The organism is Rhizobium sp. FY34, assembly GCF_005222845.1.
GTDB lineage: Bacteria > Pseudomonadota > Alphaproteobacteria > Rhizobiales > Rhizobiaceae > Neorhizobium.
Map to the genome: position 1 here is coordinate 273,019 of NZ_STFZ01000005.1, position 26,530 is coordinate 299,548.

Below are 26,530 nucleotides of genomic sequence, written 5' to 3' on the forward strand. Positions count from 1 at the left end.
CCCGCGCAAAGCCTCATCCAGGGTTTTGCGTAAACGTATTGACTGTGCGTGAGCGCGCGTGATCTTGACAGCGGGCCTTGCGCAACTCAACTGATGCACTTGAAATCCTGCTAAAATTTTCGGAGCACCGCACGTGGATCCACACCAGAACAGCCGGCCGGACCTTCTTGCCGCCCTTGAGGCGCGCACGGCAAAAGCCGGCGTGATCGGGCTCGGCTATGTCGGGCTGCCCCTTGCCATGAGCATAGCGCGCGCCGGCTTCACCGTGCTGGGTTTCGACATCGACCCGGACAAGATCAGCCATATCGACGCCCATAAAAGCTATATCGATGCCGTGCCGGATGCGGTGCTGGCACAGGAACATAGCGCCGGCCGGTTTGCCGCCACCTGCGATTTCGCAAGGCTTGCCGAATGCGATGTGATTGCCATCTGCGTGCCGACACCTTTGACGCGCCACCGCGATCCCGATCTCTCCTATGTGGAAAATACCTGCCGGCTGATTGCCGAGACCCTGCGACCCGGCCAGCTGATCGTGCTGGAATCGACCACCTATCCCGGCACCACGGAAGAGGTGATGAAGCCGATCCTCGAGGCAACAGGTCTTGTGGCGGGGCGCGATTTCTATCTCGGCTATTCGCCCGAGCGCGAAGATCCCGGCAATCGCGACTTCGAGACATCAACCATCCCCAAAGTGGTGGCCGGCGATGGCGAACAGGCATCCGAACTGATGAAGGCCTTTTACGGCGCGGTGGTAAAAACCATCGTGCCGGTCTCGGGCACGCGCACCGCCGAAGCCGTAAAGCTGACCGAAAACGTGTTTCGCGCCGTCAACATCGCTCTCGTCAACGAATTGAAGCTTGTCTATGACGCGATGGGCATCGATATCTGGGAGGTGATCGACGCGGCCAAGACGAAACCCTTCGGCTATATGCCCTTCTATCCCGGCCCCGGCCTTGGCGGCCACTGTATCCCGATCGACCCCTTTTATCTGACCTGGAAATCCCGCGAATTCGACCAGCCGACACGCTTCATCGAGCTTGCCGGCGAAATCAACACGGCAATGCCCCGCCATATCATCGAGCGTCTGGCCGAGGCACTGGACCGCAAGTCGGGCGTGGCGCTCAGCCGCGCGCGCGTGTTGATCATCGGGCTTGCCTATAAGAAAAACGTGCCGGATATCCGCGAAAGCCCCTCGCTGCGCCTGATGGAAATCCTCTTGGAGCGCAGCGCCGAGGTCGCCTATCACGACGCCTTTATCGCCGAAGTGCCACGCACCCGCGAATATGGGCACTTGAAGGGCCGCCGGTCTGTGGACCTGACGCAGGCAATCGTCTCAGGCTTTGATGCGGTGGTCATCGCCACAGATCACGACCAGATCGATTATGCCGCCCTGGCTAGCTGGGCACCGCTTCTCATCGATACGCGCAACGCCTTTGCACGGCGCGACATTGTCAGCGAAAGGATCGTCAAGGCGTGAGCCTGGAAGACAAAATCAGGAATACCAGGAGCAGACGATGAGCCGGCTGGACAGTTTCATCAACCGCATGAGCGCCCAGCGCGATCTCATCAACCATGTACGCGGCCTTGTAGACCTGCCGGCCGAAGGCGTGGTGTTCGAGATCGGCCTTGGCAACGGGCGAACCTATAGTCATCTGCGGGAATGCTTTGACGGCAGGCGCATCATTGCATTTGACCGTAAGCTTGCCGCCCATGCATCAGCGACACCCGCCCCGGAGGATTTTGTCGAAGGTGAAATCAACCAGACGGGCCAAGCCTTCCTGGGCTGGAATTCCGCGCTGGTGCATGCCGATATTGGCACGGGCTATGACGACAAGGATGCGGTGACGCTGACCTGGCTGCCGCAAATGGTTGCCGGCATGCTGCAAAGCGGCGGCTATGCGGTGAGTGGTCTACCGCTGGCGCATCCCGAGCTGGAAGAACAGCCGCAACTGCCCACAATCCAGCCGGGCAGGTATTTTCACTACCGCAAGCGGTGATGAGAACGCACGCCCGGATTGAGATCAGTGCGTGGGCTCCGGCATGCGGACCGGTTGGCGATCGGCCAGAGCGGTGGCATCACGCAGTGATTCGGCGAGCGACCGGCTGATGTCCGACGTCATGCGAGGATTGTCGGCGATCACCTTCAGCAGGCATTCCTTGCCGATGCGGAGCGCTTCGATCGGCATGGTGGCCCGCACCGTTGCGGCACGTGGCGCATCGCAGAGCACGCACATCTCACCGAGAATTGAACCGGCACCGGCATCGCCGATCTTAATCTCGCCACAGCCGGCGCCCACGAAGAGACCCGCATTGCCGCGCAGGATGACATAGGCGGCATCGGCGACATCTCCTTGGTGAAACAGGATATCACCGGGCTCGTAACAGATACGCGCAGACGCAAAAGCGATAAGCTTCAGCTTGCAGGGGTCTACCCGGCTGAAGCATGGGACGTTACGTAGAAGCTGTACTTCGTCCTTAAGCAACATGGTGTCTTCCACCTCGTCTTTTTGCGCCATTGCGCTTGGTCACGCCACCAGCGATTTGTAGATATCACTTTCCTTGTCCAGGGCCTCGAATGCTCCATCCGCGACGACTGAACCCCGGTCGAATACGACAACTCGGTGAAACAATCGTGACAAAGATGTGTTCGAAAGAACCCATACAATAGATGGATCATTGTCCTGCTCGCGCAGGAAATCAATAACCGATGTGACAATTTCTTCCTGAACGCGTTTGTCGAGGCCCGGCAACGCACGGTTGAGGATGTAAAAATCCGACCGGCGCACCAGAGCACGAGCAAGGCTGAGCTTGTGGCGCTGGGCAAGCGTCAGGCGCCGGCCACTATTGCCCACATCAAAGTCAAGCCCCAGCGCGATGAAGCTTTCAAACAGACCATTTTCGTGCATGAGACGGCCGGCGACCTGACGGATCTTTGCCGGCGCATCAGCTACCCTGTTGGAAAGCTTACCGAAAAGCACGTTCTCCCGCAACGTTGCCGCCGCCATGTAACGGTGCGGGTCATAGCGCTCGATGCGATTGCGAAGCTCGGCGGGCAGGTTCAGGTAGAAGAGGTCGCGGGCGGATACCACGGCATCCATGATCTCCTGCGTCAGCACACCCAGGCGATAGCGCGGCTCGACATAATGCAGGCTGAGCCGCACGACGGCCCGCCTGTCTTCCTCTGTATCGGCCTGGCCTGCGCGCGCCTGCCGACGCTGCAAAATCTGTTGATAGAAGGCGATATCAGCGGCGGTAATGCGTTCAAGCTGCTGGTAGAAGGGATGTTCCGGCGGCAGATCGGCAAAGATTTCCACAAGATCTTCGGCAATCGTCAGGCCCATGCCGTAGAGCATGTCGAAAAGCTTGGCGACCTTCAGCACTTCGAAAACGTAATCGCTCTCGGTGATATCGTCATTGCCGAAAGTGGATGTGCGGGTGGCTGCAAACATAAGGTTCTCACCCACCGACGCTTCCGGATTATAGGCAGCCGGGTCGAAATGCGCGACGATATTGGCTAGCCCCTCTTCCTGCAGCGCCTGGCGCAGGGCGTGACGCATTTGCACGATCCGTTCGGCAAGGCCCGGATTGTCTTCCGGCTCAAGGAAGGAATGCAGCGCCAGTTCCATCACATCGGGCGTAAGCTGCACGACATCAAGCGCCCGCAGCATGGATTGCTTCAGGTCATCGGAAAAGCCGCGCAGGATGGATGTGGAACGCCGGTCGATCCAGTCAGCGTTGAGGTCAAGATGCGGATTGGCCGCCATCTGGGCCTCATGCATTTCCCAGCGGCGGTTGATGGCATCGCGTCCGGAATAGCTCACTGTTGTAGTGGGCGCATGTTTCAGGCCGTAGAGCAGGTTCTCCTTGACGCTGCCATGGAAGAAATAGCTGTCGGCAGAGACATAGGAGATACGCCGGCCCGTGACCGATTCGGGCAGTTCCAGGATGTCGACATCACCGAGTGTGATGCGCCCGGAGACCGGCCAGACCAGACGGCCGAACGCTTCGGCGAGCGCCTCGGCGCCGCTGCCCGAATTGTCGATGATGGCGACCGTCTCGCCCTTGTCGATGCGCACCGTGACGTTTTCAACCACCCGCGCGCCGCTGCCATCGGCAATCGTCACGTTCTGGGCGGACAGCGCGCCGCCCGGATTGGCAGGCGCCACCGGTGTCACCACTTGCAGCGCCGGCTCGATCAGCACGCCCGGATCAAACTGCTCAAGCAGCTGCTCGTATTTCACCTGCACGTCCTGCCGGGCCTGGTCCCAGTCGATCAACTCCTTCAGCGGACCTGGCAGATCCTTGTACGCGTTGATGACAGCCACCAGCTGGCCGACATCGAGCGAGCCGCGCAGAGCGAAATAGCCGCCAATCGAATAGAACAGGAAAGGCGTCAGCTGCGACAGGAAATTATTGACGAACTTGACGAGAAACTTCCAACGATAGAGGTCATAGCGGATCCTGTAGATCTGCCCCAACCGGTGGGCGATATCGGCACGCTCGTAATTGGAGGTGTCATAGGCATGGATTGTATCGATGCCATCGACGATTTCCCCCACCTTACCGGCCAGATGGCGAGCGGTAATCTGCCGCTGGCGTCCGAGTTCGATCAGACGACGACGCATCTTAGGGATAATGCCCACCTGAATGGCGACCATGACGCCGGCAATCATACCGAGCCAGACATTTTGTAGGAAAATGAAGAACAGCGCCGCGATGGCCTGACCGCCCAGCATCGCGGGCTGCACGAAGGCATCGCCGGTGAAGCCACCAAAGGGCTCCACCTCGTCCTTGACCATGGTCGAGACTTCCGCACCGCGCAATTGCTTGAGCGCGCTTGGCGGAAAGCGCAGCACCCGGTCGACAAGCTCGAAGCGGATACGCCGCAGCAAGCGTTCGCCAAGACGGCCCTTGTAGGTATTGATATAGAACTTGAAGAGCCCGTTTATGACAACCAGAAGCAGGAAGACGCCGCTCAGCGCCATCAGCATTGACATGCGATCCAGCGGAATGCCGTCGAAATTGATGTGCCAGTCGGTGAGCGGCATTACGAAATCGAAGGCCATGAAGGAGGCGGTGGTATCCGGCGTCTCGAAACCCTGCCCCTGGATCGGCCCATTGATGATCTGCTTGGGTAGGTCGAAGGCCGCAAAGTAGGGCACCATCGACAAGAGCACGATGAAGAGAACCCATACCTGCTGCGGACGAGTATGGTTCCAGATATATCGAAGCAGACTGTTTTCCATCACCAGCGTATCATCGGCATCCGCAAGCCGCGGCGGTTCCGGAACGGGCAGCCGAGGTCAATGTTTCATCATACAGGATGTCCGGTGCGCAGCGCAAACGGACAGGGAATCATAGCGTCCAGCCTTTAGACTAGTTTTGACCGGCTGGCTGTCACAATTCATTGCATTCGAATTTATTGATCCGACAGTGATGTGTCGAAATTTCGAACGGCTTGCATCCGGCGAATTTCCACACGCCAAGGATGCCCAAAAAACATACGTGCAAGAAATTTAAACAAGGCGATTGACAGCCATGGGGAGGCTGGCTCTATTTGTATAGTCAAAAGAGACCGGAGGAACCGGTCGGGGAACAGCACTGTCGGGCAAGACCTGCAAACGGGAGACTTTACACAATGCACAAGCGCACTTTTTTCAAAGCCGCCATCGGCGCCGCCATGCTTTTCGGCGCAACACTCTCTGCCCATGCGGAAGACGTGCTGGCCAAGGCCAAGGCTGCCGGCACGCTGAAAGTGGGAACGGAAACAGCATTCGCCCCCTTCGATTTCATCGACGCCGGCACGCATGCGGGCCTAAACGTCGATATGTTCGATGAAATCGGCAAGGAACTGGGCGTCAAGATCGAATGGGTCACGCTTCCCTGGGAGGGCGTCCTGCCGGGCCTTGAAGCCGGCAAGTTCGATGTCGTTGCCGGGCCCGCCACCATCACCAAGGCCCGCATGGAGCGCTATCGCTTCTCCGCACCGATTGCCGAAGCAACCGTCGCCATCCTCAAGAAGGCCGGCGCCCCGATCGCTAAGCCGGAAGACATTGCCGGCAAGGCCGTCGGCGTTGGCAAGGCAACCGCACAGCTGGCGCAGCTGACCGAATTCTCCGCCACCCTGCCGACCAAGGTCGATATCCGCGAATATCCCGCCTTCAACGATGCCTATGCAGATATGGCAGCCGGCCGCATCGTCGCCGTTGCCAATTCGCTCCCCAATATCGCCTTCGTTGCCAAGCAGCGCGCCGGCATGTTCGAAGTGGTGCAGCCGGCCTTCGGCAAGAAGACCTACTTTGCCTATGTTGGCCGTAAGGATGCCGACTACGCATCGCTGATGGATGCCGTGGATGCAGCCCTCATCAAGATGAAGGGCGATGGCCGCATGGCAAAGCTGCAGGAAAAGTGGTTCGGCACCAAGTTCGACACGCCGGATTCAGTCAAGGAACCGGCAATCTGAGCCATTGATCATTGCGGGCCGGATTGATGCCGGCCCGTCCCTCGCCCGCCCGCGCATCTTGCCCGGAGCCCTCCCCGCGATGGATCAACCATGTCGTTCAAGCTTTTCACCCTGCTGGTGCAGGCCTCCGTCTGGACGATCGGCATCAGCGCGATTTCGATTGCCATCGGCTTCCTGATCGCGATCGGCCTCTCAGCCGCGCTCCTGTCGGGACGACGCGCCTATCGCCGTCCGGCCGAATTCTTCATCAGCTTTTTTCGCGGCGTGCCGCTGCTGGTTCAACTGCTGCTGATCTACAATCTGCTGCCCTTTATCGGCCTCAACGTGCCAAGCATTGTCGCGGCCATCATCGGCATGTCGCTCTGCACGGCAGCCTATCAGGCAGAAAACCTGCGCGGCGGCTTTGAAAGCGTGCCGAAAGGTCTGGTCGAAGCCGCAGACATGGTGGGCTTTTCACCGCGCCAGGTGTTTGTGCGCATCAAGGTGCCGATTGCCATGCGGCTGACATTTCCAGCGCTGGTGAACGAGGCGATCATGATCCTCAAATCCTCCTCGCTCGTCTCCGTCGTCGGCATCGTGGAAATCACCCGCATGGCGCAGGATCTCGCCTCCTCCACCTATATGCCGATCGAAATCTTCTCGGCTGCCGCCCTCATCTACCTCGTCATCTGCTGGAGCGTCGCGCTGGCCGGTCGCTATGGCGAACGCGCGTTGCCAGGAGCCGTCAAATGATCTTTGATCCGAACGTCATCCTGAACCACCTGCCGGAAATCATCAGCGGCATTGGCGTAACCCTGGCACTCTGGATTGCCGGCATGGCGGTCGGCGTGGCACTCGGCTTTGTCGTGGCAACCGCCAGACGCTATGGCGGGCGCGTGATCGACTGGCCGCTGGGGCTTGCAGTGGAAGTGCTGCGCGGCACGCCTTTCCTCATCCAGATCTTCCTTGCCTATTATGGCGGGCCTTTCATCGGCATTTCGCTTGATCCCGTTCCTTGCGGGCTGATGTGCCTCAGCATCTATGCGGCGGCCTATTATTCGGAAGTGTTCCGCGCCGGCTATGGCGCCGTGCCGCATGGCCATGTGGAGGCCGGCGAATGCCTGGGGCTCAACCGCTTCCAGATCATCCGGCGCATTCTCCTGCCAGAAATGGCGCTGATCGTTTTACCGCCCTCCGTCAACCTTGCCGTCATCCTGCTGAAGGAATCGGCGGTCCTGTCGATCATCACCGTGCCGGAACTGACCACCACCGTCAGCGCCATTGGCTCGCAGGAATACGCCTTTCTGGAAGCGATCTTCCTGCTTGCCGTCATTTACTGGGTCATCGTGGAGGCTGCCGCTCGTCTCGGCCGGCTTGCCGAAACCCGTCTGTCCACTTTCAGGTTTGCCGCATCATGACGCTTCCCGCCATTTCCGTTTCCAAGCTCGTCAAGCGCTTCGGCACCACAACCGTGCTACAGGACATCGATCTTGAAATTCCAGAGGGCAAGGTCTCCTGCCTGATCGGCCCCTCCGGTTCCGGCAAGAGCACACTGTTGCGCTGCCTTGCCTTTTTGGAAGAAGCAAGCGAAGGCATGATCACCGTCAATGGCGAAGCGCTCGGATTCTTCGAAAACGCCAAGGGCGTGCGCGAACGCCTGCCGGCCGGCCAGATCCGCTCGGTGCGGGCGCAGATCGGCATGGTGTTCCAGCAATTCAATCTCTGGCCGCATATGACGGCGCTCGGCAATGTCTCGGAAGCCTTGAAGACCGTGCACAAGGTTGCAAAGACTGAGGCCGAAGACCGCGCCATGATCCAGCTGCGCAAAGTCGGCCTTGAAAACCGCGCCGGACATTATCCCTCGCAACTCTCCGGCGGCCAGCAACAGCGCGTGGCGATTGCGCGTGCACTGGCACTTTCGCCGAAAATCATGCTGTTTGACGAGCCGACTTCGGCGCTCGACCCGGAACTGACCGGTGAAGTGCTCAACGTCATGCGCGATCTGGCAGTTGAAGGCATGACCATGGTGGTCGTCAGCCATGAGATCGGCTTTGCCGCAACCGTTGGCCAGCAGATCAGTTTTCTCGATCAGGGCCGGCTCCTCTTCACCGGCGCGCCATCGGATGTGTTTGCCAAGCCGCGCCATCCGCGCCTTGAACAGTTCCTCGATACCTATCTGGATCGAGGCGCCTCCATGCTGGCCTAGGACCGAACGGTTGCACCAGATGGCAAAGCCTGTGGAAGGGATGAGACGCCCCGCCTCTGCCTCGCTTCACCAGCGCATCCTTGGCGATATCGAAGGGCATATCCTGTCGGGTCAATGGCCGCCGGGCCACAAGGTGCCTTCCGAACAGGCACTGACCGAGGCCTATGGCTGCTCACGCATGACGGTCAGCAAGGCGCTGAACCAACTGGCACGCGCAGGCCTTTTGATGCGGCGGCGCAAGACCGGCAGCGTGGTACTGCCGCAGCACACGCACAGCGCCATTCTCGACATATATGATGTCGGCGACGAGGTTCGCGCGCTCAATCTAGCCTATCGTTTCGAGGTGCGCTCGCGATCCTTGCGCCTGCCAACCCCGCTCGAGCGCGAGGCCTGCGCGCTTGGTGCGCGCCGAAAACTGCTATCGCTTACCGTGCTGCATCTGGCCGGCGATGAGCCCTTTTGCCTCGAGGAGCGGATCATCAATCTTGCCACCGTGCCGACCGCCGAAACAGCCGTGTTTGACGACCTCGCCCCCGGCCCATGGCTGTTGCAGCATGTGCCGTGGAATGCAGCACAGCACCGGATTTCCGCCGATGCGGCAACGCAAACCGTAGCCGAGGCGCTCGGCATCCGCCCCGGCGCACCGGTGTTGACAGTGGAGCGCCAGACCTGGCGGCTGGACGAGACCGTCACCCGCGTCCGCCTGACCTATCCTGGCAACCAGCATGCGCTGACGGCCCGCTTCACGCCGCTCAACCGGCTCGCATCCTCTCCCGATCGATCCTGAACCATCAGACCCAACAAGGAGGCCGCCATGGCGCGTCCCGATAAACTCAAGCTTGGAACCTTCGTCTATACGTTCGGCTTCAATCCGGCCGGCTGGCGGCATCCGGCTGCCGATGTCGAGGGTGCGAACAGGATCGACCACCTGCTGAATGTCGCGAAAATCTCGGAAGCGGCAAAATTCGATTTCATGTTCCTCGCCGATTCTCCAGCCGCCGCCATCGGTGATGCCGATGCACTTGCCCGCTCGCCCACCAAAATGAACCGTTTCGAGCCGCTATCGCTGATTTCGGCTTTGTCGGTTCTGACGGAGAATCTCGGCTTTGTGGCCACCGCCTCCACCAGTTTCTACGAGCCGTTCAATCTGGCGCGTATCTTTGCCTCCATCGATCATTTGAGCGGCGGGCGTGCCTGCTGGAACGTCGTCACCTCGGATCATGACGAGACCGGCTATAACTATAATTTCGATGGCCTTCCGCCGCACAGCTGGCGCTATGAGCGCGGCGCGGAATTCGTCGATGTCGTCTTCGGCCTCTGGGATAGTTTCGAGCCGGACGCATTGATCCTCGACAAGGCGGCAGGACTCTATCACGACAAGGACAAGCTGCATACGCTGGACCACAAGGGGACGCATTTCCAGGTGCGCGGGCCGCTCAATATCGCCGCCTCGCCGCAGGGGCGCCCGGTGATTGCCCAGGCCGGCGGCTCGGAGCCCGGCATGGAACTGGCGGCCCGCACGGCGGAAATCGTCTTCAGCCTTGCCTCCAACCTTCAGCGCAACAAGGCCTTTGCCGACAATGTGAAGGGCAGGATGGCCAAATATGGCCGCCAGACGAGCGACCTGAAGATGATGCCGGGCCTCGTCGTCAATGTCGGCGAGACCAAGGCCGAAGCCCAGGCCAAGGTGGATTTCCTCATCAACAACCTGCACCCGGATGTCGGGCGCTGGATGCTCGGCGAATTTCTTGAAACCGATCTTTCCGGCGCCGCCCTCGACCAGCCCTTCCCGATGGAACGGCTTCCCGCCGAGCCCAAGGGCTCCAAGGCGCTGTTTGAGGAGTTGACGGACTACATCCGTCAGGGCCACACGCTGGGCCATCTCATCCGCCACTATGCCGAGAAAAGCACCGGCAATGGCATTACCGGCACGCCTACCGAAATCGCCGATTTTATGGAGGAATGGTTTGAAGCCGGTGCCGCCGACGGCTTCATCCTGATGTTCCCGACGCTCCCGGCAAGCCTTTCCGATTTCGTCGAGCTTGTGCTGCCGGAGCTTCGCCGTCGCGGCCTGTTCCGCGACGAATATGAGGGCGCGACGCTGCGCGAAAACCTCGGCCTGTCGCTGCCGGTCAACCGCTATGTGGCTGCCCGGCAGAAGGATTGATGATCAGTCGTCGCTTGGCGAACCGCCGCCGCCCTTGCCGGAAATGATCTCGCGCTTGCCGACATGGTTTGCCGGGCCGACAAGGCCTTCCTGTTCCATGCGCTCCACCAGCGAGGCGGCGCGGTTATAGCCAATCGAGAGGCGCCGCTGGATATAGGAGGTCGAGCATTTGCGATCCTTCATGACGACCTTGACGGCCTTGTCATAGAGATCGTCGCCATCTTCGGCGCCCATGCCGGTGCGGTCAAACACCGATGCGTCCGTGTCCGGCTCGTCATCGACGTCGTTTTCGTCTTCAGTGACGGTGCCGAGATAATCGGGGCGACCCTGCGCTTTCAGATGCGTGACGACATGCTCGACTTCGGCATCCGAGACAAACGGGCCGTGGACGCGGGAAATACGTCCGCCGCCGGCCATATGCAGCATATCGCCCTGGCCGAGCAGATGTTCGGCACCCTGCTCGCCAAGTATAGTGCGGCTGTCGATCTTCGATGTCACCTGGAAGGAGATGCGTGTCGGGAAGTTCGCCTTGATCGTGCCGGTGATGACATCGACGGACGGGCGCTGCGTCGCCATGATCAGGTGGATGCCGGCCGCACGCGCCATCTGCGCCAGACGCTGGATGGCGCCTTCGATTTCCTTGCCGGCCACCATCATCAGATCGGCCATTTCATCGACGACGACGACGATATAGGGCATCGGCGAGAGGTCCAATTCCTGGTCCTCATAGATGATTTCGCCGGTATTGCGGTCAAAGCCGTTCTGTACGCTGACGGTAATCGTCTCGCCCTTTTCGCGCGCCTGGGCGGCACGGGCATTATAGCCATCGATATTGCGCACGCCGAGCCGCGACATCTTGCGATAGCGATCTTCCATCTCGCGCACGGCCCATTTCAGCGCCAGAACCGCCTTCTTCGGGTCCGTCACGACGGGGGTCAGCAAATGCGGAATGCCATCATAGACGGACAGTTCCAGCATTTTCGGGTCGATCATGATCATGCGGCATTCTTCCGGGCGCAACCGGTAGAGCAGCGACAGGATCATCGTATTGATGGCAACTGACTTGCCCGAACCGGTGGTGCCAGCAACAAGAAGATGCGGCATCTTGGCAAGCTCGGCAATCACCGGTTCGCCGCCGATGGTCTTGCCGAGGCAAAGCGCCAGCCGGTGCTTGGTTTCCCAATAGTCTTCGCATTCCACCAGTTCGCGCAGGAACACGGTTTCGCGCACGATATTCGGCAGCTCGATGCCGATGACATTGCGGCCGGGCACGACGGCGACGCGGGCCGACAGTGCCGACATGGAACGGGCGATATCATCGGCCAGACCAATGACGCGCGAGGATTTGACGCCGGGTGCCGGCTCGAATTCATAGAGTGTCACGACGGGGCCGGGGCGCACGTCGATGATCTCGCCCTTCACGCCGAAATCTTCGAGAATGCTTTCCAGAAGCCCGGCGCTCTGCTGCAAGGCATCCGGCTGTACAGCTTCCGCCTGCTGGCCGAATGGCTGCTGCAAGAGCGAGATGGGCGGGAATTCATAGGCATCGTCGCTTTCGCGCACGGTCATGGCACCGGCGAGACCCGGCAGGCCCTGCGGCTGCCGGCGCGAGACCTGAACGACAGAGCGCACCGGCGCCGGCGGCGCAACGGGTGCAGCCACCGGCTCGATGACCGGCTCCGGTGCGACGACAACCGGTTCGACTGACGAGGCCAGCACGACTGTCACCGTTTCGACCTGCTGGAACGAGGCCTGATGGGCCACAGGCCGGGCAGCGGCAAATTGCGAGGCGAAGAAGCGCTGAACATCAAAGACCGGTGCGACAGGTGCCACAACCGGGGCCGGAGCAACGGGTACGGGGGCATGAGGCATGGGCGCCGGCGTTGGTGCTGCTTGATGAAAGCGCGTGCCGGGCCGCACTTCGCGATAAAGCGAGGTGACCGAATTGGGAACGAGCGGATAGGACAGACGTACGACCTCTGCCGGACGGCGCGCTGGCATGGGAGTTGCGACATGGTTGACGCGTTGGGCGGAGGGCTGAAACGGCTTCGGCATGGCTGCTGTGACCGGCATATCGCCGCCGAGATCTATACCGGACTCGAAGATCGCAAAATCGGAAAGCCAGAGTTCAGGCGTTTTGGCAGCGGCAACGGCCATCGTTTCAGGTGCGGGTGCGGGTGCGGAAACCAAAGCCTCCTGTACATCCGGCGCAACCATCTGCACTTCGACCGTCGGCGCAATTACTGGCGGCTCAATGACGGCAGCGACCGGTTCCGGCGGCTTGGCACGTTTGAAGATCAGCGCGCGCGGCGAAGGCTGCGGCTTTACCTTGGGCAGGGCCGGCAGGTCGGCAGCCGGCATCTGCTGCATGGCGGATGCCACGCCCTGCAGGGCATTGACCAGCAGTTCAGGCGCAAGCGTGGCATTCTCATTGACGGCGGAGCCCGGCATATCGACCGGCTCCATCAGCCGACCGGCGGCGGCCGGCACGCGCTCATCGGGCGCAACGGGCAGGACCTGACCGCCACGCGGGCGGGCAAGCACCGCCTCGGGCGTGCGGGTAAATCGTACATTCGGCGCCAGCTTGAAAGCGGCCTGCCAGGGGGCCTGCGCGATGGTCGCCTGGTTGGGATCAACGGTCGGCTGGGTGGCATTCTGACCCGGCTTTCCCGTCTGCGCCGAACCCTCTTCGGATTGCTCAGTCTGGGAGGCTTGGTTGAAGTTGGTTCTGGGAAATTGCATGACACCGACCGCGTACAAAATTGGCAGTTCTATGAAGTAGAAAATAAAGGTTAATGGGTCCTTTCGATCGGGCTACCGAGCCCGTGAAAAACACAGCGCCATAGGGCATGCGGCAGCGCAAAAATGAATGCTATCCTTATGATTTAATTGGTCAATAAGCGGAATTTCATGGAAATAAAGAAGATTGACGGCAAAGGCTAGACGCTGGCTCACCTCAGCCCCAGGGACTGTCGGCCATCAACTCTTCCGCCTCTTCCAGATCCATGGCGAAAACACGGTTTGCAAGCTCATATCCGAACCCCTGGCGGACAAAGGCCGAGAGCTCCTTCGCCTTCTGTTTCTCGTCCAGTTCTGCCCGCCGAAAGGGGCCGAAGGCCCGGCGCCTTGCATAGATGACCGCCGAGCGCAGGTCATCCGTTTCACTGACCGCTTGTGTGACGATCTGCCGGTCGACGCCCTTCTGGGCCAGCGTCTGGGCGATCACCTTTTTCGACTTGCCGGCGCGCGCCGAAGAGCGCGTGCGGATTTCCGCATAGGCCACGTCATCGAGCGCCTTCACATCGAGCCCGAAAGCCACGGCAGAAGCGGCCAGCGCCTGGATCTGCGCCAGCGAAATGCCGTCGAATTTCTGCTTTGCCTTGCGGATGATGGCATCCGACAGCTGCTTTTCCGTCATCATGCGTTTTGACAGCCGATAGGCCGCAGAATTGCGTGCCCAGGCAAGCATGCGCGGGGTCGGAACATCCTCTTCGGGCGGGGCATCATCGTCTGTCATCGCTTCCCGTCATAAGCGCGAACGCAAAGCGAGACCAGATGCCTCCTGCCCTGAAAAGCCAGTCACGCCTGCAGGATCGCCTCGATCCGCGCCATGCCGCCAATGGTCTCGGCCATATCCTGCCAGACCCCACGAGCACCGGCCTGCCACGCGTCCATATCCTCTGCCGCCAGAACCTTGCCGCCATGCGACTTAGCGGTTTCCACAGAGGCCGCCTCGTCTGCAACGATCAAGCGGTTGAAATAGACGGCACCCTCGCCCGCCGCAGCCCTCAAAACCGCCTGTTCTTCGGGCGTCAGCCCCTTCCAGAAGCTTGCGGCGAAATAAACGATGCCCGAGGCGCGGATATGGCCCGTCTCTGTCATGAAAGGCACGACTTCATAGAGCTTGAAGCCGGCATAGGCGGATTTGGTGAGATCCATGGCGTCGGCCACGCCGGTGGACAGCGCATTATAGGTCTCGGTGATCGGAATGCCGATCGGGGCTGCACCATAGGCGCTCCACAGTTTCGTATGCAGCGGGCTCTGGATGACGCGGATGCGCTTGCCTTTCATCTGTTCCGGCCGTGTCACCGCTTCCTTGGTGAGCAGATGTCTGGCGCCATAATCGATGAAACCGCAGGCGATGAACTTCTGCGCTTCCAGTTGGCGGGCAAGGTTTTGGCCCGTATCGCCCTCAACCACATGCCGCAAATGCTGCGCATCGCGATAGAGGAAGGGTAGATCGAGGATCTGCAGCTGCGGCACCCAGCCGGATAGGGCCGAGACGGTGGAAAGGCTTGCCTGCACCGAGCCCAGCCGTGTTGCCTCCGCCACTTCCTTTTCGCCACCCAGCGCACCGCTGGTGACCACATTGAAGCGGAAGCGGCCGGGCAGCTTTTCCTCGACGCTGGCGGCGATGTAACGCCAGATCTTCGTTTCCGGCTTGTCCTCGGACAGAAGCGAGGCCGTGGTGATCGTCGTCACCTTGGCAAGCGCCGGGCGTGCAATGAAGGGGCTAGCAAGAAGGCCGGCGGCAGATGCGGTGATGAGCGAGCGGCGGGAGAGCATGGCAGGCGCCTTTCAGAGCGAGAGGGTGAAAACACAAAGGACGGCAAGCGCGGCAAGCAGCGCGGCGAGATAAGGCAGCACGGCGCGAAAAAGCGCCGCAGCCGGAACGCTGGTCACGCCGGAGACGACGAAAATCAGCATGCCGAGCGGCGGGGTCAGCCCATGGATCATCAGGTTGACCACCAGAATGACGCCGAAATGGATCGGATCAATGCCGGCCGCCGTGGCAACCGGCAGCAATATTGGCCCGAGCAGCAGGATGGCGGCACCGATATCGAGCACGAGACCGGCCAGCAGCAGCACGAGATTGGCCATCAGCAGGACAAGCCAGGGACTGCTGCCAAGCGTGTGGACGGCACCGGCAATCAGACCGCCAACATCATCGACCGCCAGAAGAAAGGCAAAGGGTCCGGCCGAGCCGATCAACAGACCGATCGCGCCGGCCTCGATCGCTGCCTGTCGGAAAGCCGCCAAAAGCGAGGCACCGGAAAGCCTGGCCGCAAGTGCCAGACCAAGCGTGTAGGCGCAGGCGAGCGCTGCGGCTTCCGTCGGTGTAACCACGCCAAAGCGAATGCCGGCAACGACGATGATGCCAAGCCCGAAAGCCGGCAGGGCGGCCAGTGCCGCGCGGCCCCGCTCGCCAGCCGTTGCTGCCCGGCCATCGGGCCTTGCCTTGACGGAAAGATGAATGGACACAGCAAGGCAGGCCGCCATCAGGAAGCCGGCGAAAAAGCCGCCGGTCAGCAGTGATCCGACCGAAAGATTGGTGGCCGCCGCCAGAAGCAGGAAGGCAATCGAGGGCGGAATGACATTGTCGAGAACCGAGGCCGCCGCGATAATGGCGCCCGCCTGGGCCGGCGGATAGCCGTTCTTCACCAGTTGCGGCTGGAAGGTGGCAGCCCCGAAGGCGGCATTGGCAACCGAAGAACCAGAAGCGCCGGAAAAGATCACGCTGGTCAACAGGACCGTCTGGGCAAGCCCGGCGCGGCGATGGCCAACCAGTGCTGCGGCAAAGCCGACGAGCTTTGCCGCCGAACCGGAGGCGGTCAAAAGCCCGCCCGCCAGCAGGAAGAAGGGAATGGCAAGCAGCAGGAATTTCGACATGCCGTTGAGAGCCGTCGAAACCAGGGCCGGTTCCGGCAGGCTGCTGCCAAACAGGCCGGCCAGCGCCGCCGCCGCCAGAAAGGCATGTGCCAGCGGCGCGGACAGGAGAATGCCGATGCCGGCGATGATGGCAAGCCAGGCGCTGGGCGGCCAGGCGCCGGAGAAATCCAGATAGGGGATCGCAGCATAATGCGCGCCGCCAAGAGCCAGCGAGACGAAGACGCCGGCGCCTTGGCCCTCGACGATCCGGCGCAGAACAAGGACAGCCAGCAGCAGGCCGCCACCGGTGGAAATCAGCGCAAAGCGCAGCCATTCCGGCAGGCCAAGTGTGGGCGACACGCCGCCCAGCATGGAAATGGTGACAATGCCGCCCTTCAAAAGAGTGAGCGCTGCAATAACACTCACCGCATCGGCAAGCCTGTCTGCAACGGGCCGTAACGCCGGCGACACATAGCGCACACAGACATCAAGGCGCATGGCAAGCGGCCCCGATAGCGACAAAGGTGCCGCCACTGAAATCAGCGCCACATGCAGCCAGATGCCAAGCTCCTCGGCGCCGACAAAGCCGGTCTGAAACAGATAGCGCAGCGCCACATTGCTGAGAACAAGCCCCAGCAGCAGCGCCAGAACCAGCCCGGCGATCAGGCCGAGCAGCTGTTCAAACCGCACCTGAAACCCTGCGATCACGGCGCCCACCAGGCATGGAAGTGATGCACCGGGCCAAGGCCCTTGCCGACCTTCAGCGCGCGTCCGGCATCGAGCGCTGCATGCAGGTATGCCTTGGCGGCGCGGCAGGCTTCGGGAAGCGGAAGGCCACGGCCAAGCGCCGCCGTCACCGCCGCCGCCAGCGTGCAGCCCGTGCCATGATCGTTGCGGGTCTCGATGCGCAGGGCCGAGAATTCTGTGACGCTGTGCCCGGTCACCAGAAGATCGGTGCTCTCAGCCCCGCTGCCATGGCCACCCTTGATGAGCACGGCGCCAGCCCCGAATCCAAGAATGATGCGCGCCTGATCGATCATCTCCGCCTGGTCATGTGCGATCTCTCGACCGGTGAGAAGGGCAGCCTCCGGCAGGTTCGGCGTCACCAGCGTGGCAAGCGGCAGCAATCTGGCAATCAGCGTTTCGATCGCCTCTTCCTGCAAAAGCCTGTCGCCCGAGGTCGCAACCATCACCGGATCAACGACCAGCGGCCCGCGATAGGCGGCAAGTCCATCGGCGATCACGCCAATGGTCTCACTGCGCGATACCATGCCGATCTTGACGGCATTGACCGCCAGATCGGAAAACACCGCCTGCATCTGCGCGGCAATCATCGCTGGTGAGATATCCTCGACGGCGCTGACACCCATGGTGTTTTGCGCCGTCACCGCCGTCAGCACGCTGGCACCATAGGCGCCAAGGGCGGAAAAGGTCTTCAGATCCGCCTGGATACCGGCGCCGCCGCCGCTATCGGAGCCGGCAATGGTGAGTGCAATGGCGGTCATGCCTGTCTCTCCTGCAAGGCGCAGTCGATATGGGCGCGAAACGCCACGACAGAACCTGCAATATCACCGGTGCGAAACAGCGCCGAGATGGCCGCCACGCCATCGGCACCGGCAGAGACCACATCCGGCACGGTCTCCAACGTGATGCCGGCAATCGCCCCGACCGGCAGGACAGGATTGAGGCTGCGGATGGTCTGACGCAGCTGGCGCAAGCCATGAAGCCCGACAGGCGCTGTCGGATTGAGCTTGGACACCGTCTCAAAGACGCCGCCGATACAGGCATAATTGACCGGCGCGCGGCCGGCCCGCTCCGCATCGGCTGTATTCTTGACCGTCAAGCCGATGATCGCCTCCGGCCCGAGCAGAAGGCGGGCCGTGTCCGCCTCCATGTCGTCGGCGCCCAGATGCACGCCATCAGCACCAGCTGCCAGCGCCACGTCCACGCGATCGTTGATAACAAAGGGCACGCCCGTTGCCGCCAATGCCGCCCGGATCGCCCCTGCCCGCTCGATCATCAGCCGGGTGGAGCTTGCCTTGTCGCGGTACTGGATCAGCGTTGCGCCATTTTGCGCTGCAAGGGCGGCCAGATCCGGCAGATCCGCCACATCGATAAGCGATGCATCGACAATGGCATTCAGGCGATAATCAATGGTTCTCATGGTCTATTCTCGCCAGTTCGAGGAGGTCTGAAGCACGGATTTCCGCCAGCGCATCGAGAAGGGCGATGCCGAAACTGCCCGGCCCGCGCGCGTGGGCGACCGCCCGTTCGGCTGAAACGCCGGTGGTGGCAAGGGCAGCGGTGGCAGCCAGCAGCGCATCCTTTTCCACTGCCAGGAAGGCAGCGATGACGCCGCCGGACAGGCAGCCGGTACCCGTAACACCTGCCATCCAGGCATGGCCATTGCGCACGAAGACGGATCTTTGCCCGTCCCGCAGCGCGTCAACCGGACCGGTGGTGATGCAGAGGCTTGCGCCGCCATCACCGATCAGCTGCATTTCCGCAAAGTTACCGCGAAGGACGGTCGGGCCGAGCTCGATCAATTCGCGGGCAAAGGCAAGCCGCGTTGGCGAATAATCACAATGCACCGGATCAAGGATCCAGGGCTTGCCACCGGCATTCGCCACCTCAACCGCAAGGCGGATAACCTTGCGGCGCTCGCCATCCAGCGTGCCGAGATTAATGGTCAGCGCATCGGCTTTCGTGACGAAATCGGCTATCTCTTCCATGGAAGATGTCATGGACGGGATGGCGCCGACGGCCGTGATGCCATCGGCCGTGAATTTCTGCACCACCGTGTTCATCAGGCAGTGAGCGCGCGGGCGGCGCAGGCGCACCCGCTCGATCAGTTCAGCGCAGGTTTCGACCGTGGGCAGGCTCTGTTGACCGATCATTTCAGCTCCACCGCAAGATCTTCGACGGCAGGCGCCTGCGGGATCAAGCCGCTTTCAGCCATGAAGGCACCGAAACGCTGATAGCGGCTGCGGTCCAGCGCTGCCGGGCGCTTGGCAAAGCGCGGCAAAGTATCGGTAAAGGCCTTGCGGTTCAGCTCGTCGTTCAAATCCGGATAGGCCTTGATGAACAGTTCCCAGCTCTCCTCAGGATGGTTTGTTATGTAGATGGCAGCCTTCTCGACAGCGGAAAGAAAGCGCGGCAGGCGCGGATCGTCCACCAGCGCCTTGCGGGTCACGTAGATCAGTTCGTCATAGACGGGCACACCATGTTCCTCGGGATAGAAGGCGCGACCCTCATGCCCCTCGATGCGCATCTGCGTCAGTTCGAAGTTACGGAAGCCCCCGACGGTAGCATCCACCTGGCCGCCGATCAGCGAGGGAGACAGAGAGAAGTTGACATTGATGAGTTCGACGTCCTTCACATCGACGCCCTCCTTGGCCAGCATGCGTTTCAGCATGGCATCCTCAAAGCCCGCGACGGAAAAGCCGATTTTCTTGCCCTTCAGGTCTTTAAGGCTCTTGATCGGGCCATCCGCCAGCACCGTTACCGTGTTGAGCGGCGTCTCCACCAGCGTGCCGAAGCGCACCAGCGGCAGGCCCGCAGCGTGATCGAGATAGAGGTTCGGCTGGTAATGCACGCCCACATCCACCTCACCGGCAGAGACCAGACGCGGAACGACCGACGGATCGGAGGGCGGGATCAGGGTCACATCGAGCCCTTCATCGGCAAAGAAGCCCTTTTCTCTGGCAATCACCATCGGTGCATGGTCCGGATTGACGAACCATTCAAGCAGAACGGACAGCTTTTCCGTCGCCGGGCTCTGGGCTTGCGCCTGCGACAGCGCGGGCGTCAGCGTGGCAAACAGCGCGGCGGCAAGCGCAACAAGGCTGCGTTTCATGGGGAGACACTCCTTTGGACAATGCGGATCAATGAAAATGTTGGCCTCTGCTGCGGCGCCCAGTGCACAAGGCCGGCCGTCAGGCGGTCAACCAGCAGCCGCAGAGAAACAGTAAACAGCGCCAGCACGACCATGGCGGCAAACAGGATATCTGTCTGCATGCGGGCATTGGCCTGCAGCATGATGAAACCGAGCCCGCCAGCGGCACCGACCCATTCGCCAACCACCGCCCCAAGCGGTGCAAGGGGCGCGGCCACTTTCAGACCGGAAATCAGCGAGGGAAGCGCCAGCGGCAGGCGGATGTGACGCAGCACCTGCCAATGGCTGGCCTTGGTCAGCGATGCAGCATCCAGGATATCGCGGTCGGTGCGGGCAAGCCCATCGGCAAAGGCCGAGGCAACCGGAAAGAAGATGATGATGACGGTCATCGCCACTTTGGAAGCCATGCCAAAGCCGAACCAGAGAACGAGAACCGGCGCCAGCACGAAGACCGGAAAGGCCTGCAAAACGAGAACTGCCGGCCATAGCCAGGGACCGAGCCGCGGCAGGGCGGCAAGGGCAAGCGCGGTTGCCGCACCAAGCAGGCTGCCGGCCAGGAGCCCGACCAGAATTTCACCACCGGTGATCAGGCTGTGATGCAGCAGGAAATCCGGCTGACGCAGGAACACGATTGCCACGGAAAGCGGCGAGGGCAAGAGATAGCGCGGCGGCGCGCCAAGTGTGACGACAGCCTGCCACAGCGCAACGAGACCGATCAGGGCCAGGGGGGTACGCAGCATGGACATGGGCATGGCCGTCAGCCGCCGCATCGCCTCTGCGCGGTTTTACACGGTCGTCTTCTGGCCGGAACGGCGAAACTGGCAATAGACATGGCGATCTCCCAACTGTGACAGCTACGGAGATCCAGGTGAAGCGGAGAAGAGAGAAGACGCAAGGCGGCGCGCATTTTCCGTTCCTACGCCGGCATGACCCGGATCAGGTTCAAGGGTCCGGCTCACCGCCATCTCAGCATCGTTCGATGCCCCCCTCGGAATGGCGCGACATTTGTGGATTTTGCCGCCAATGTCAATCATCTCTCACAGACAACTGTGCGGCGTGGCAGCCCCCGCGTGGAGGCGCCATTGCAACGGAAGGTGAACCTGTCTAAATCTGGCGCATGCCCTTCAGGTTCATCCACACTGCCGATCTGCATCTTGATTCGCCGCTGCGTTCGCTGTCGCTGCGCAATGCAGAGCTTGCCGCGCTGGTGGGAGATGCGACACGTCAGGCGCTGGTGCGCATTGTCGATCTCTGCCTCGAGGAAGAAGTCGATGCGCTGATCATCGCCGGCGATCTCTATGACGGCGAACAGACTTCGATGAAGACGGCGCGGTTTCTTGCAACGCAAATGCAACGCCTGCATGAGGCCGGCATCGATGTGTTCAAGATCCGCGGCAACCACGATGCCCTGTCGAAGATCACCCAGGAACTGGTGCTGCCACCGTGCGTCAAAGTGTTCAGCGGCAGGGCGGAAGCGATAGAGACCACACGCGGCGGCGTGCCTGTAGCGATCCATGGCCTGAGCTTTGCCAAGCCGCAGGCGCCGGAAAGCCTGCTGCCCAAGTTCAAGCCGCCCATCGTCGGTGCGGTCAATATCGGCATCATGCACACAAGCCTTGCCGGCGCGCCGGGTCACGATCCCTATGCGCCCTGTTCCACGGCGGAACTGCATGCCTCGGGTTTCGACTATTGGGCGCTTGGCCATATTCACCAACGCACGCACCATGCGGGCGAAAAGACCGTCATCATGCCCGGCATGCCGCAGGGTCGCGATATCAACGAGGCCGGCGAAAAGACCGTCTCGCTGGTCACCGTCGGCGATGACGGATCCTTGCGCGTCGAGGAGCGGCTGACGAGTGCCGCCCAGTTCGCCCGTGTGTCCGTCGATGTCGCCGGCGCCTCCGACTGGCGGGATCTGGTCGAGCGGATCGGACAGGCGCTGGAAGACGAGCGCGTAAAAACCCGTTCGGAACACCTTGTCGTGCGCCTGCGGCTTTCGGGCGCAACGCCGCTCTCCTGGACGATCCGCCGCGATCTCGACCTCCTGCAGGCGGAAGCCGAGCAAAGGGCGGAACGCACCGGCCGTGTCTGGATCGAAAAGCTGGAGATTGCCGTCAGCGCGCCGACCATGCCGTCATCCTCGGCCACGTCCGATCCGGTGGTCGAACTCGGCGCCTTGATGCGCGACGAAGTAACCGTAGCGCATGGTTTTCGCCAGGAAGTGCGCGAACTGGTGCAGAGCCTGCTGGACGACCTGCCGCCGGAAAGCCGCAAGTTTGCCGGCCAGGATGAAGCTGGTTTTGAGGCGCTGCTGGACGATCTGATCCGCGAGGGATCGCAAGACCTGATGGCGCGGCTGACTGCCCGCAGCGGCGAGGCTGGCTGATGCGTCTCAGGCGTCTGGATCTCACCCGCTACGGCAAGTTCACCGATCATGCGATCGATTTCGGGCCGGCAACGCCAGGCAGCCCAGACCTGCATATCGTCTACGGTCTCAACGAGGCCGGCAAGTCGACGGCCTTTTCCGCCTATCTCGATCTCCTGTTCGGCATTCCAGAACGCAGCAGCTATAATTTCCAGCACGCCTATAATGTCATGCAGATCGGTGGCGCGCTGGAATTTGACGGACGCGAGCATGAGCTTGTGCGCCTGAAACAGCGGGCCAATGCACTGCTGGATGGGCGCGGCCAGCCGGTCAACGAGGCGCTTTTGTCCTCGGCGCTGGGCGGCCTGACACGCGCCTCCTACCGCACCATGTTTTCGCTGGACGAGCATACCCTGCGCGATGGCGGCGAGGCGATTGTCGAAAGCAAGGGCGATCTGGGCGAGCTTCTGTTTTCGGCCAGCGCCGGGCTTGCCGATGTCAGCCGGGTTCTGTCGGCCGCGATCGAGGAAGCCCAGCAGTTTCACAAGAAGCGCGCCCGCAATACCCAGCTTTCCGACCTGAAGCAGCAGCTTGCGACGCTGAAAGGCGAGCGTGAGGCAATCGATACCTATGCCTCCACCTATGCGGCGCTGGTTGCCTCGCAGGTGCAATCGGAAAAGACCTATCACGAAGTTCTGGCAGAGCTTTCCAGCGCACGAACACGCCAGGCAGAGCTGAATGCGCTGCTGCGGGCGCTGCCGCTCTCTCGCGAGCTTGCCCGCCTTGAGGCGGATGCCGAAAACTTCCGTGACTTGCCGCGCCCGCCGCGCGCCTGGGCTGCTCTCCTGCCGGATCTGATGCGGGATGAGACGCGCCTGCAGACGCAAGCGACCGGGCTGGAGCGCACGATCGAGCGGCTGGACGCGGAGCTGGCCGAAATTGCCGTCGATTCAGCCGTGCTATCACAGTCCGATCGTATAGCGGCGCTCGACGACGGGCGGGCGCGCTACCGCACGGCCGAGGACGACCTGCCCCGCCGCCGGCTGTCGCTTTCGGAAAAGGAGGCAGCGCTTGCCGCCCTCTTGAAGTCTCTCGGCCAGGAGGGTCATGGCGACCCGTCCTCGCTTGTTCTTCGCACGACCATCGTCGCACGCCTGCGGGACCTCATCGAGACCCGGTCGGGCATTGCCGCCACGCTGCGCAATGGCGAACGGGAGCTTGAACGCACGCAACGGCTGCTGAGCGACATGGAGCAGCAGGCCGAGGCGCTGGGCTCCATGAGCGGCACAACCGGCTCCACCCGTCGGCTGGAAAGCCTGTTGTCCCGCCTCAACAAAAGCGACCGTCAGGCACGGCTTGGCGTGGAAGAACGCGGCCTGTCGCAAATGCAGGCCGAACGTGACCGGGAGCTGGCAGCGCTTTCGCCCTGGACCGGTGACAGTGCTGCACTGGACGCCATTCAGCCGGTCGATTCACGCCAGATCGCCGCCTGGCGCGCCACAGCGGATGATCTCGAGCGGCGACTGGCCGGACATTCCGAACGCATCCGCGAGCGGAACACCCGGCTGGCAGACATAGCCACGCGGCTTTCCGCACTGCAGGCCGGCGGACAGAGGCTGGATGACGAAACGGCTGCCATTCTGCGCCATGAGAGGGAACAGGCCTGGGCGCTGCACCGCGCCGCGCTGGATGCGGCAACGGCGGATGCCTTTAAGGCAGCGCTGAGCAAGGATGACCGGCTGGCTGATGCGCGCCTTCTGCATGCGAGTGATCTCGCCGAACTACGCCAGTTGCACCAGGAACAGCACCAGCTCTCCGCCGCCTTGAGCCGCGAAGAGGAGGCGAAACAGGCCGTGCTCATCGAACAAAGCACCCTATCGCAGGCTGTGCACCATGCGCTGCCCTTCGCTACCGATGGGGAGCCGACGATCTATCGCCAGCTGTCCTTCATCGAAACATGGTCGGGACGCCGCAAGGACTGCCTTGCAACCGCCGCCTCCCTGCGCCAGGCGGAGCTGCGGATCGAAAGCCTTCGTGCCGAGCTTGATGCGGATTTAGGCGAGCTTCGCGCCGCAGTCGAGGAATTGGGCTGGCCGCTCAGCGACCGGCTGGATCTGCGCAAATCGATCGACCTTGTGGGCGACCAGCTGGGTGAAGCAATCACACGGGCAACCGAACAGGCAGGCCTTGCCAAGCGGCTTGCGGACCTGAAACGCGATGTCATCGAGCGCGAACGCGCGCTGGACGATGCGCAGAGGAGCGATGGCGAATGGCAGGCAGAATTTGCCGAGGCACTGTCCGGCACATGGTTTGCCGATGAAAGCGACCCGTCTGCCGTTCGCGCCATCCTTGATGCGCTGGCGGATCTGCCGGCGCTGGTGCGTGAACGCGACCAGATGTCCCAGCGCATTGCCCTGATGGAGCGCGACATGCAGGCTTTTGCCGGCGATGTCGAAGCCCTGCGCCGTGAGATCGGCGACATGTCCATAGGTAAAAACGTGCTGGAAGAGGCCGACCGGCTGGCGCATTTGAAGGTTGAGGCCGAGCAAAACCGCCTGCGGCATACCACCAAGGCGGAAGACCTGGCATCCGCGCGCACTGAACAGGCGCGGCTTGCCGATCTGCTTGCGGAGCACCGGCTGCGCCGGCTGGAAATGACCAGTCTGTTTGGCGTCGAAAACCTTGCCGAGGTGAGCGCCCGCATGGAGCAGGCGGCTGAACGCGACCGGCTGGAGCGACGGCTCACGGAAGTGCGCGAACAGATCCTTGCCGAATTGAAGCTTGGCACAATGGAGGAGGCGCAGGGCCTGCTCGCGGATGTGGACGGTGAAGAGGCGGCAAGGCAGGCAGCCGAACTTGCCGAGCGCATCGAGAACCTTGCCGAGCGCAGCCGGCAGGTGTTTGCAGAGCTGGCGCGGGCAAAGGACCGTGTGGAGGCCGTCGGCGGCGACAATGCCGTGGCGCAGCTGGAGGCCAAGCGCTCGACCATTCTGGTGGAGATAGAGGATCTGGCCATCCGCTATCTGAAACTGCGCACCGGCACGCTGGCCGCCGAAACCGCTTTGTCGCTTTACCGCGAGAAACACAGAAGCTCGATGATGACGCGTGCCGCCCAGGCGTTTCGACAGATCACACGCGGCGAATATTCGGGCCTGTCCGCGCAGCCGGACAAGGACCGCGAGATCCTGATCGGCGTTGCCAAGGATGGCGCATCAAAACTTTCCGATGCCATGTCGACGGGCACGCGCTACCAGCTCTATCTGGCGCTGAGGCTCGCCGGCTATGAGGAATTTGCCGCCGTGCGCCCCTCCGTGCCCTTCATCGCCGACGATATCATGGAAACCTTCGACGAATTGCGCTCGGAAGAAGTGTTCCGGCTGTTCGGCGACATGGCAGGGCTCGGCCAGGTGATCTACCTCACCCACCATAGACATCTGTGCGATATCGCCCGCGATGTCGTGCCAGGCGTGAAGATCCACGAGCTATGATACTTGCTAATAGTCCCAGGGATTGATCAATTCCAAGCCGGCCGTCAAAAAATCACGGGTGTTTCGCGTTGCAAGCCTTCCACCGTTAACTCGGGCGATAGCTGCAATCATGCCATCGGGTACGGACATGCTCCTGCCGTGCCGGGAAGCCTCCGCCATGATATGTCCATAGGCGAGCGCGGCGTCCTCCGTGAACGCAAAGACGCGATCGGCAAAGCGGCGGCGCCAGTCGCTTATACGCGTCCTCATTGACTGCGACTCTTGGGCTTCCCAAACGGCAATGAATCAGAATCTCTGGTGCGAACTGCAAACCGGAGA

At 61.7% G+C, this 26,530-nt stretch carries 21 protein-coding genes, 1 pseudogene and 1 riboswitch; of the genes and pseudogenes, 10 read left to right on the top strand and 12 right to left on the bottom strand.

All coding sequences use genetic code 11. From position 1 onward, the window contains the following. Positions 1-133 precede the first annotated feature (133 nt). Both E8M77_RS03185 and E8M77_RS03190 read left to right on the top strand, forming a co-directional pair. The gene (locus E8M77_RS03185; RefSeq protein WP_246659108.1) at positions 134-1,477 is read left to right on the top strand and encodes a nucleotide sugar dehydrogenase; all 1,344 of its coding nucleotides are present in this window, start codon (positions 134-136) and stop codon (positions 1,475-1,477) included. A 37-nt stretch (positions 1,478-1,514) separates the two neighbouring features. Further along, positions 1,515-1,997 carry a class I SAM-dependent methyltransferase gene (locus E8M77_RS03190; RefSeq protein ID WP_137129150.1) on the top strand — a complete coding sequence of 161 codons (483 nt, stop codon included), beginning with the start codon at positions 1,515-1,517 and terminating at the stop codon, positions 1,995-1,997. 24 nt (positions 1,998-2,021) lie between these two features. On the opposite strand, the gene E8M77_RS03195 is transcribed toward E8M77_RS03190, so the two are convergent. After that, complete coding sequence (locus E8M77_RS03195) at positions 2,022-2,486, bottom strand: cyclic nucleotide-binding domain-containing protein (RefSeq protein ID WP_137129151.1); 465 nt, start codon at positions 2,484-2,486, stop codon at positions 2,022-2,024. Between the two features lie 39 nt (positions 2,487-2,525). Continuing rightward, entirely contained in the window at positions 2,526-5,246 is a 2,721-nt protein-coding gene (locus E8M77_RS03200) for an ABC transporter transmembrane domain-containing protein (RefSeq protein ID WP_137129152.1), read from the bottom strand. A gap of 392 nt (positions 5,247-5,638) precedes the next feature. Between E8M77_RS03200 and E8M77_RS03205 the strand changes: the two genes are divergently transcribed. From E8M77_RS03205 to E8M77_RS03230, 6 genes are all read left to right on the top strand, one after another. After that, a complete protein-coding gene (locus tag E8M77_RS03205; RefSeq protein WP_137129153.1) occupies positions 5,639-6,463 on the top strand; it encodes a transporter substrate-binding domain-containing protein in 825 nt (274 codons plus the stop codon). Positions 6,464-6,553: 90 nt separating this feature from the next. Continuing rightward, complete coding sequence (locus E8M77_RS03210; RefSeq protein ID WP_137129154.1) at positions 6,554-7,195, top strand: amino acid ABC transporter permease; 642 nt, start codon at positions 6,554-6,556, stop codon at positions 7,193-7,195. Beyond that, positions 7,192-7,860 (top strand): amino acid ABC transporter permease, encoded by a 669-nt coding sequence (locus E8M77_RS03215; RefSeq protein ID WP_137129155.1) that lies wholly within the window; start codon positions 7,192-7,194, stop codon positions 7,858-7,860. Before E8M77_RS03210 ends, E8M77_RS03215 begins: the two co-directional genes overlap by 4 nt. Then, positions 7,857-8,648 (top strand): amino acid ABC transporter ATP-binding protein, encoded by a 792-nt coding sequence (locus E8M77_RS03220; RefSeq protein WP_137129156.1) that lies wholly within the window; start codon positions 7,857-7,859, stop codon positions 8,646-8,648. The genes E8M77_RS03215 and E8M77_RS03220 overlap by 4 nt, the downstream gene beginning before the upstream one ends. A gap of 40 nt (positions 8,649-8,688) precedes the next feature. Beyond that, positions 8,689-9,435, top strand: coding sequence for a histidine utilization repressor (hutC, locus tag E8M77_RS03225; RefSeq protein WP_137129157.1), 747 nt, complete (start codon positions 8,689-8,691; stop codon positions 9,433-9,435). A gap of 27 nt (positions 9,436-9,462) precedes the next feature. Continuing rightward, a complete protein-coding gene (locus tag E8M77_RS03230; protein WP_137129158.1) occupies positions 9,463-10,815 on the top strand; it encodes an LLM class flavin-dependent oxidoreductase in 1,353 nt (450 codons plus the stop codon). A gap of 3 nt (positions 10,816-10,818) precedes the next feature. Here the strand turns inward: E8M77_RS03230 and E8M77_RS03235 are convergent, their stop codons facing one another. The 9 genes from E8M77_RS03235 to E8M77_RS03275 form a co-directional block, all read right to left on the bottom strand. Continuing rightward, entirely contained in the window at positions 10,819-13,557 is a 2,739-nt protein-coding gene (locus E8M77_RS03235) for a DNA translocase FtsK (RefSeq protein ID WP_137129159.1), read from the bottom strand. A 214-nt stretch (positions 13,558-13,771) separates the two neighbouring features. Next, a complete protein-coding gene (recX, locus tag E8M77_RS03240; RefSeq protein WP_137129160.1) occupies positions 13,772-14,332 on the bottom strand; it encodes a recombination regulator RecX in 561 nt (186 codons plus the stop codon). Between the two features lie 62 nt (positions 14,333-14,394). Further along, positions 14,395-15,381: a TRAP transporter substrate-binding protein gene (locus tag E8M77_RS03245; RefSeq protein WP_137129161.1), complete on the bottom strand. Its 987-nt coding sequence runs from the start codon at positions 15,379-15,381 to the stop codon at positions 14,395-14,397. A 12-nt stretch (positions 15,382-15,393) separates the two neighbouring features. Continuing rightward, complete coding sequence (locus E8M77_RS03250; protein WP_246659109.1) at positions 15,394-17,172, bottom strand: TRAP transporter large permease subunit; 1,779 nt, start codon at positions 17,170-17,172, stop codon at positions 15,394-15,396. After that, entirely contained in the window at positions 17,169-17,969 is an 801-nt protein-coding gene (gene thiD / locus E8M77_RS03255; protein WP_137129163.1) for a bifunctional hydroxymethylpyrimidine kinase/phosphomethylpyrimidine kinase, read from the bottom strand. The genes E8M77_RS03250 and thiD overlap by 4 nt, the downstream gene beginning before the upstream one ends. Beyond that, complete coding sequence (thiE, locus tag E8M77_RS03260) at positions 17,966-18,628, bottom strand: thiamine phosphate synthase (protein WP_137129164.1); 663 nt, start codon at positions 18,626-18,628, stop codon at positions 17,966-17,968. The genes thiD and thiE overlap by 4 nt, the downstream gene beginning before the upstream one ends. After that, entirely contained in the window at positions 18,615-19,361 is a 747-nt protein-coding gene (locus E8M77_RS03265) for a hydroxyethylthiazole kinase (RefSeq protein ID WP_137129165.1), read from the bottom strand. Before E8M77_RS03265 ends, thiE begins: the two co-directional genes overlap by 14 nt. Then, complete coding sequence (locus E8M77_RS03270) at positions 19,358-20,320, bottom strand: ABC transporter substrate-binding protein (protein ID WP_137129166.1); 963 nt, start codon at positions 20,318-20,320, stop codon at positions 19,358-19,360. The genes E8M77_RS03265 and E8M77_RS03270 overlap by 4 nt, the downstream gene beginning before the upstream one ends. After that, the gene (locus tag E8M77_RS03275) at positions 20,317-21,096 is read right to left on the bottom strand and encodes an ABC transporter permease (RefSeq protein WP_170975728.1); all 780 of its coding nucleotides are present in this window, start codon (positions 21,094-21,096) and stop codon (positions 20,317-20,319) included. The genes E8M77_RS03270 and E8M77_RS03275 overlap by 4 nt, the downstream gene beginning before the upstream one ends. Before the next feature lie 159 nt (positions 21,097-21,255). Further along, positions 21,256-21,358, bottom strand: a riboswitch (TPP riboswitch). A 118-nt stretch (positions 21,359-21,476) separates the two neighbouring features. Here E8M77_RS03275 and E8M77_RS03280 point away from each other — a divergent pair. Continuing rightward, complete coding sequence (locus tag E8M77_RS03280) at positions 21,477-22,745, top strand: DNA repair exonuclease (RefSeq protein ID WP_137129167.1); 1,269 nt, start codon at positions 21,477-21,479, stop codon at positions 22,743-22,745. After that, the gene (locus E8M77_RS03285; RefSeq protein WP_137129168.1) at positions 22,745-26,212 is read left to right on the top strand and encodes an AAA family ATPase; all 3,468 of its coding nucleotides are present in this window, start codon (positions 22,745-22,747) and stop codon (positions 26,210-26,212) included. The genes E8M77_RS03280 and E8M77_RS03285 overlap by 1 nt, the downstream gene beginning before the upstream one ends. A gap of 6 nt (positions 26,213-26,218) precedes the next feature. Here the strand turns inward: E8M77_RS03285 and E8M77_RS24130 are convergent. Beyond that, a pseudogene (locus E8M77_RS24130) lies at positions 26,219-26,440 on the bottom strand (type II toxin-antitoxin system VapC family toxin); the annotation flags it as partial. Positions 26,441-26,530 lie beyond the last annotated feature (90 nt).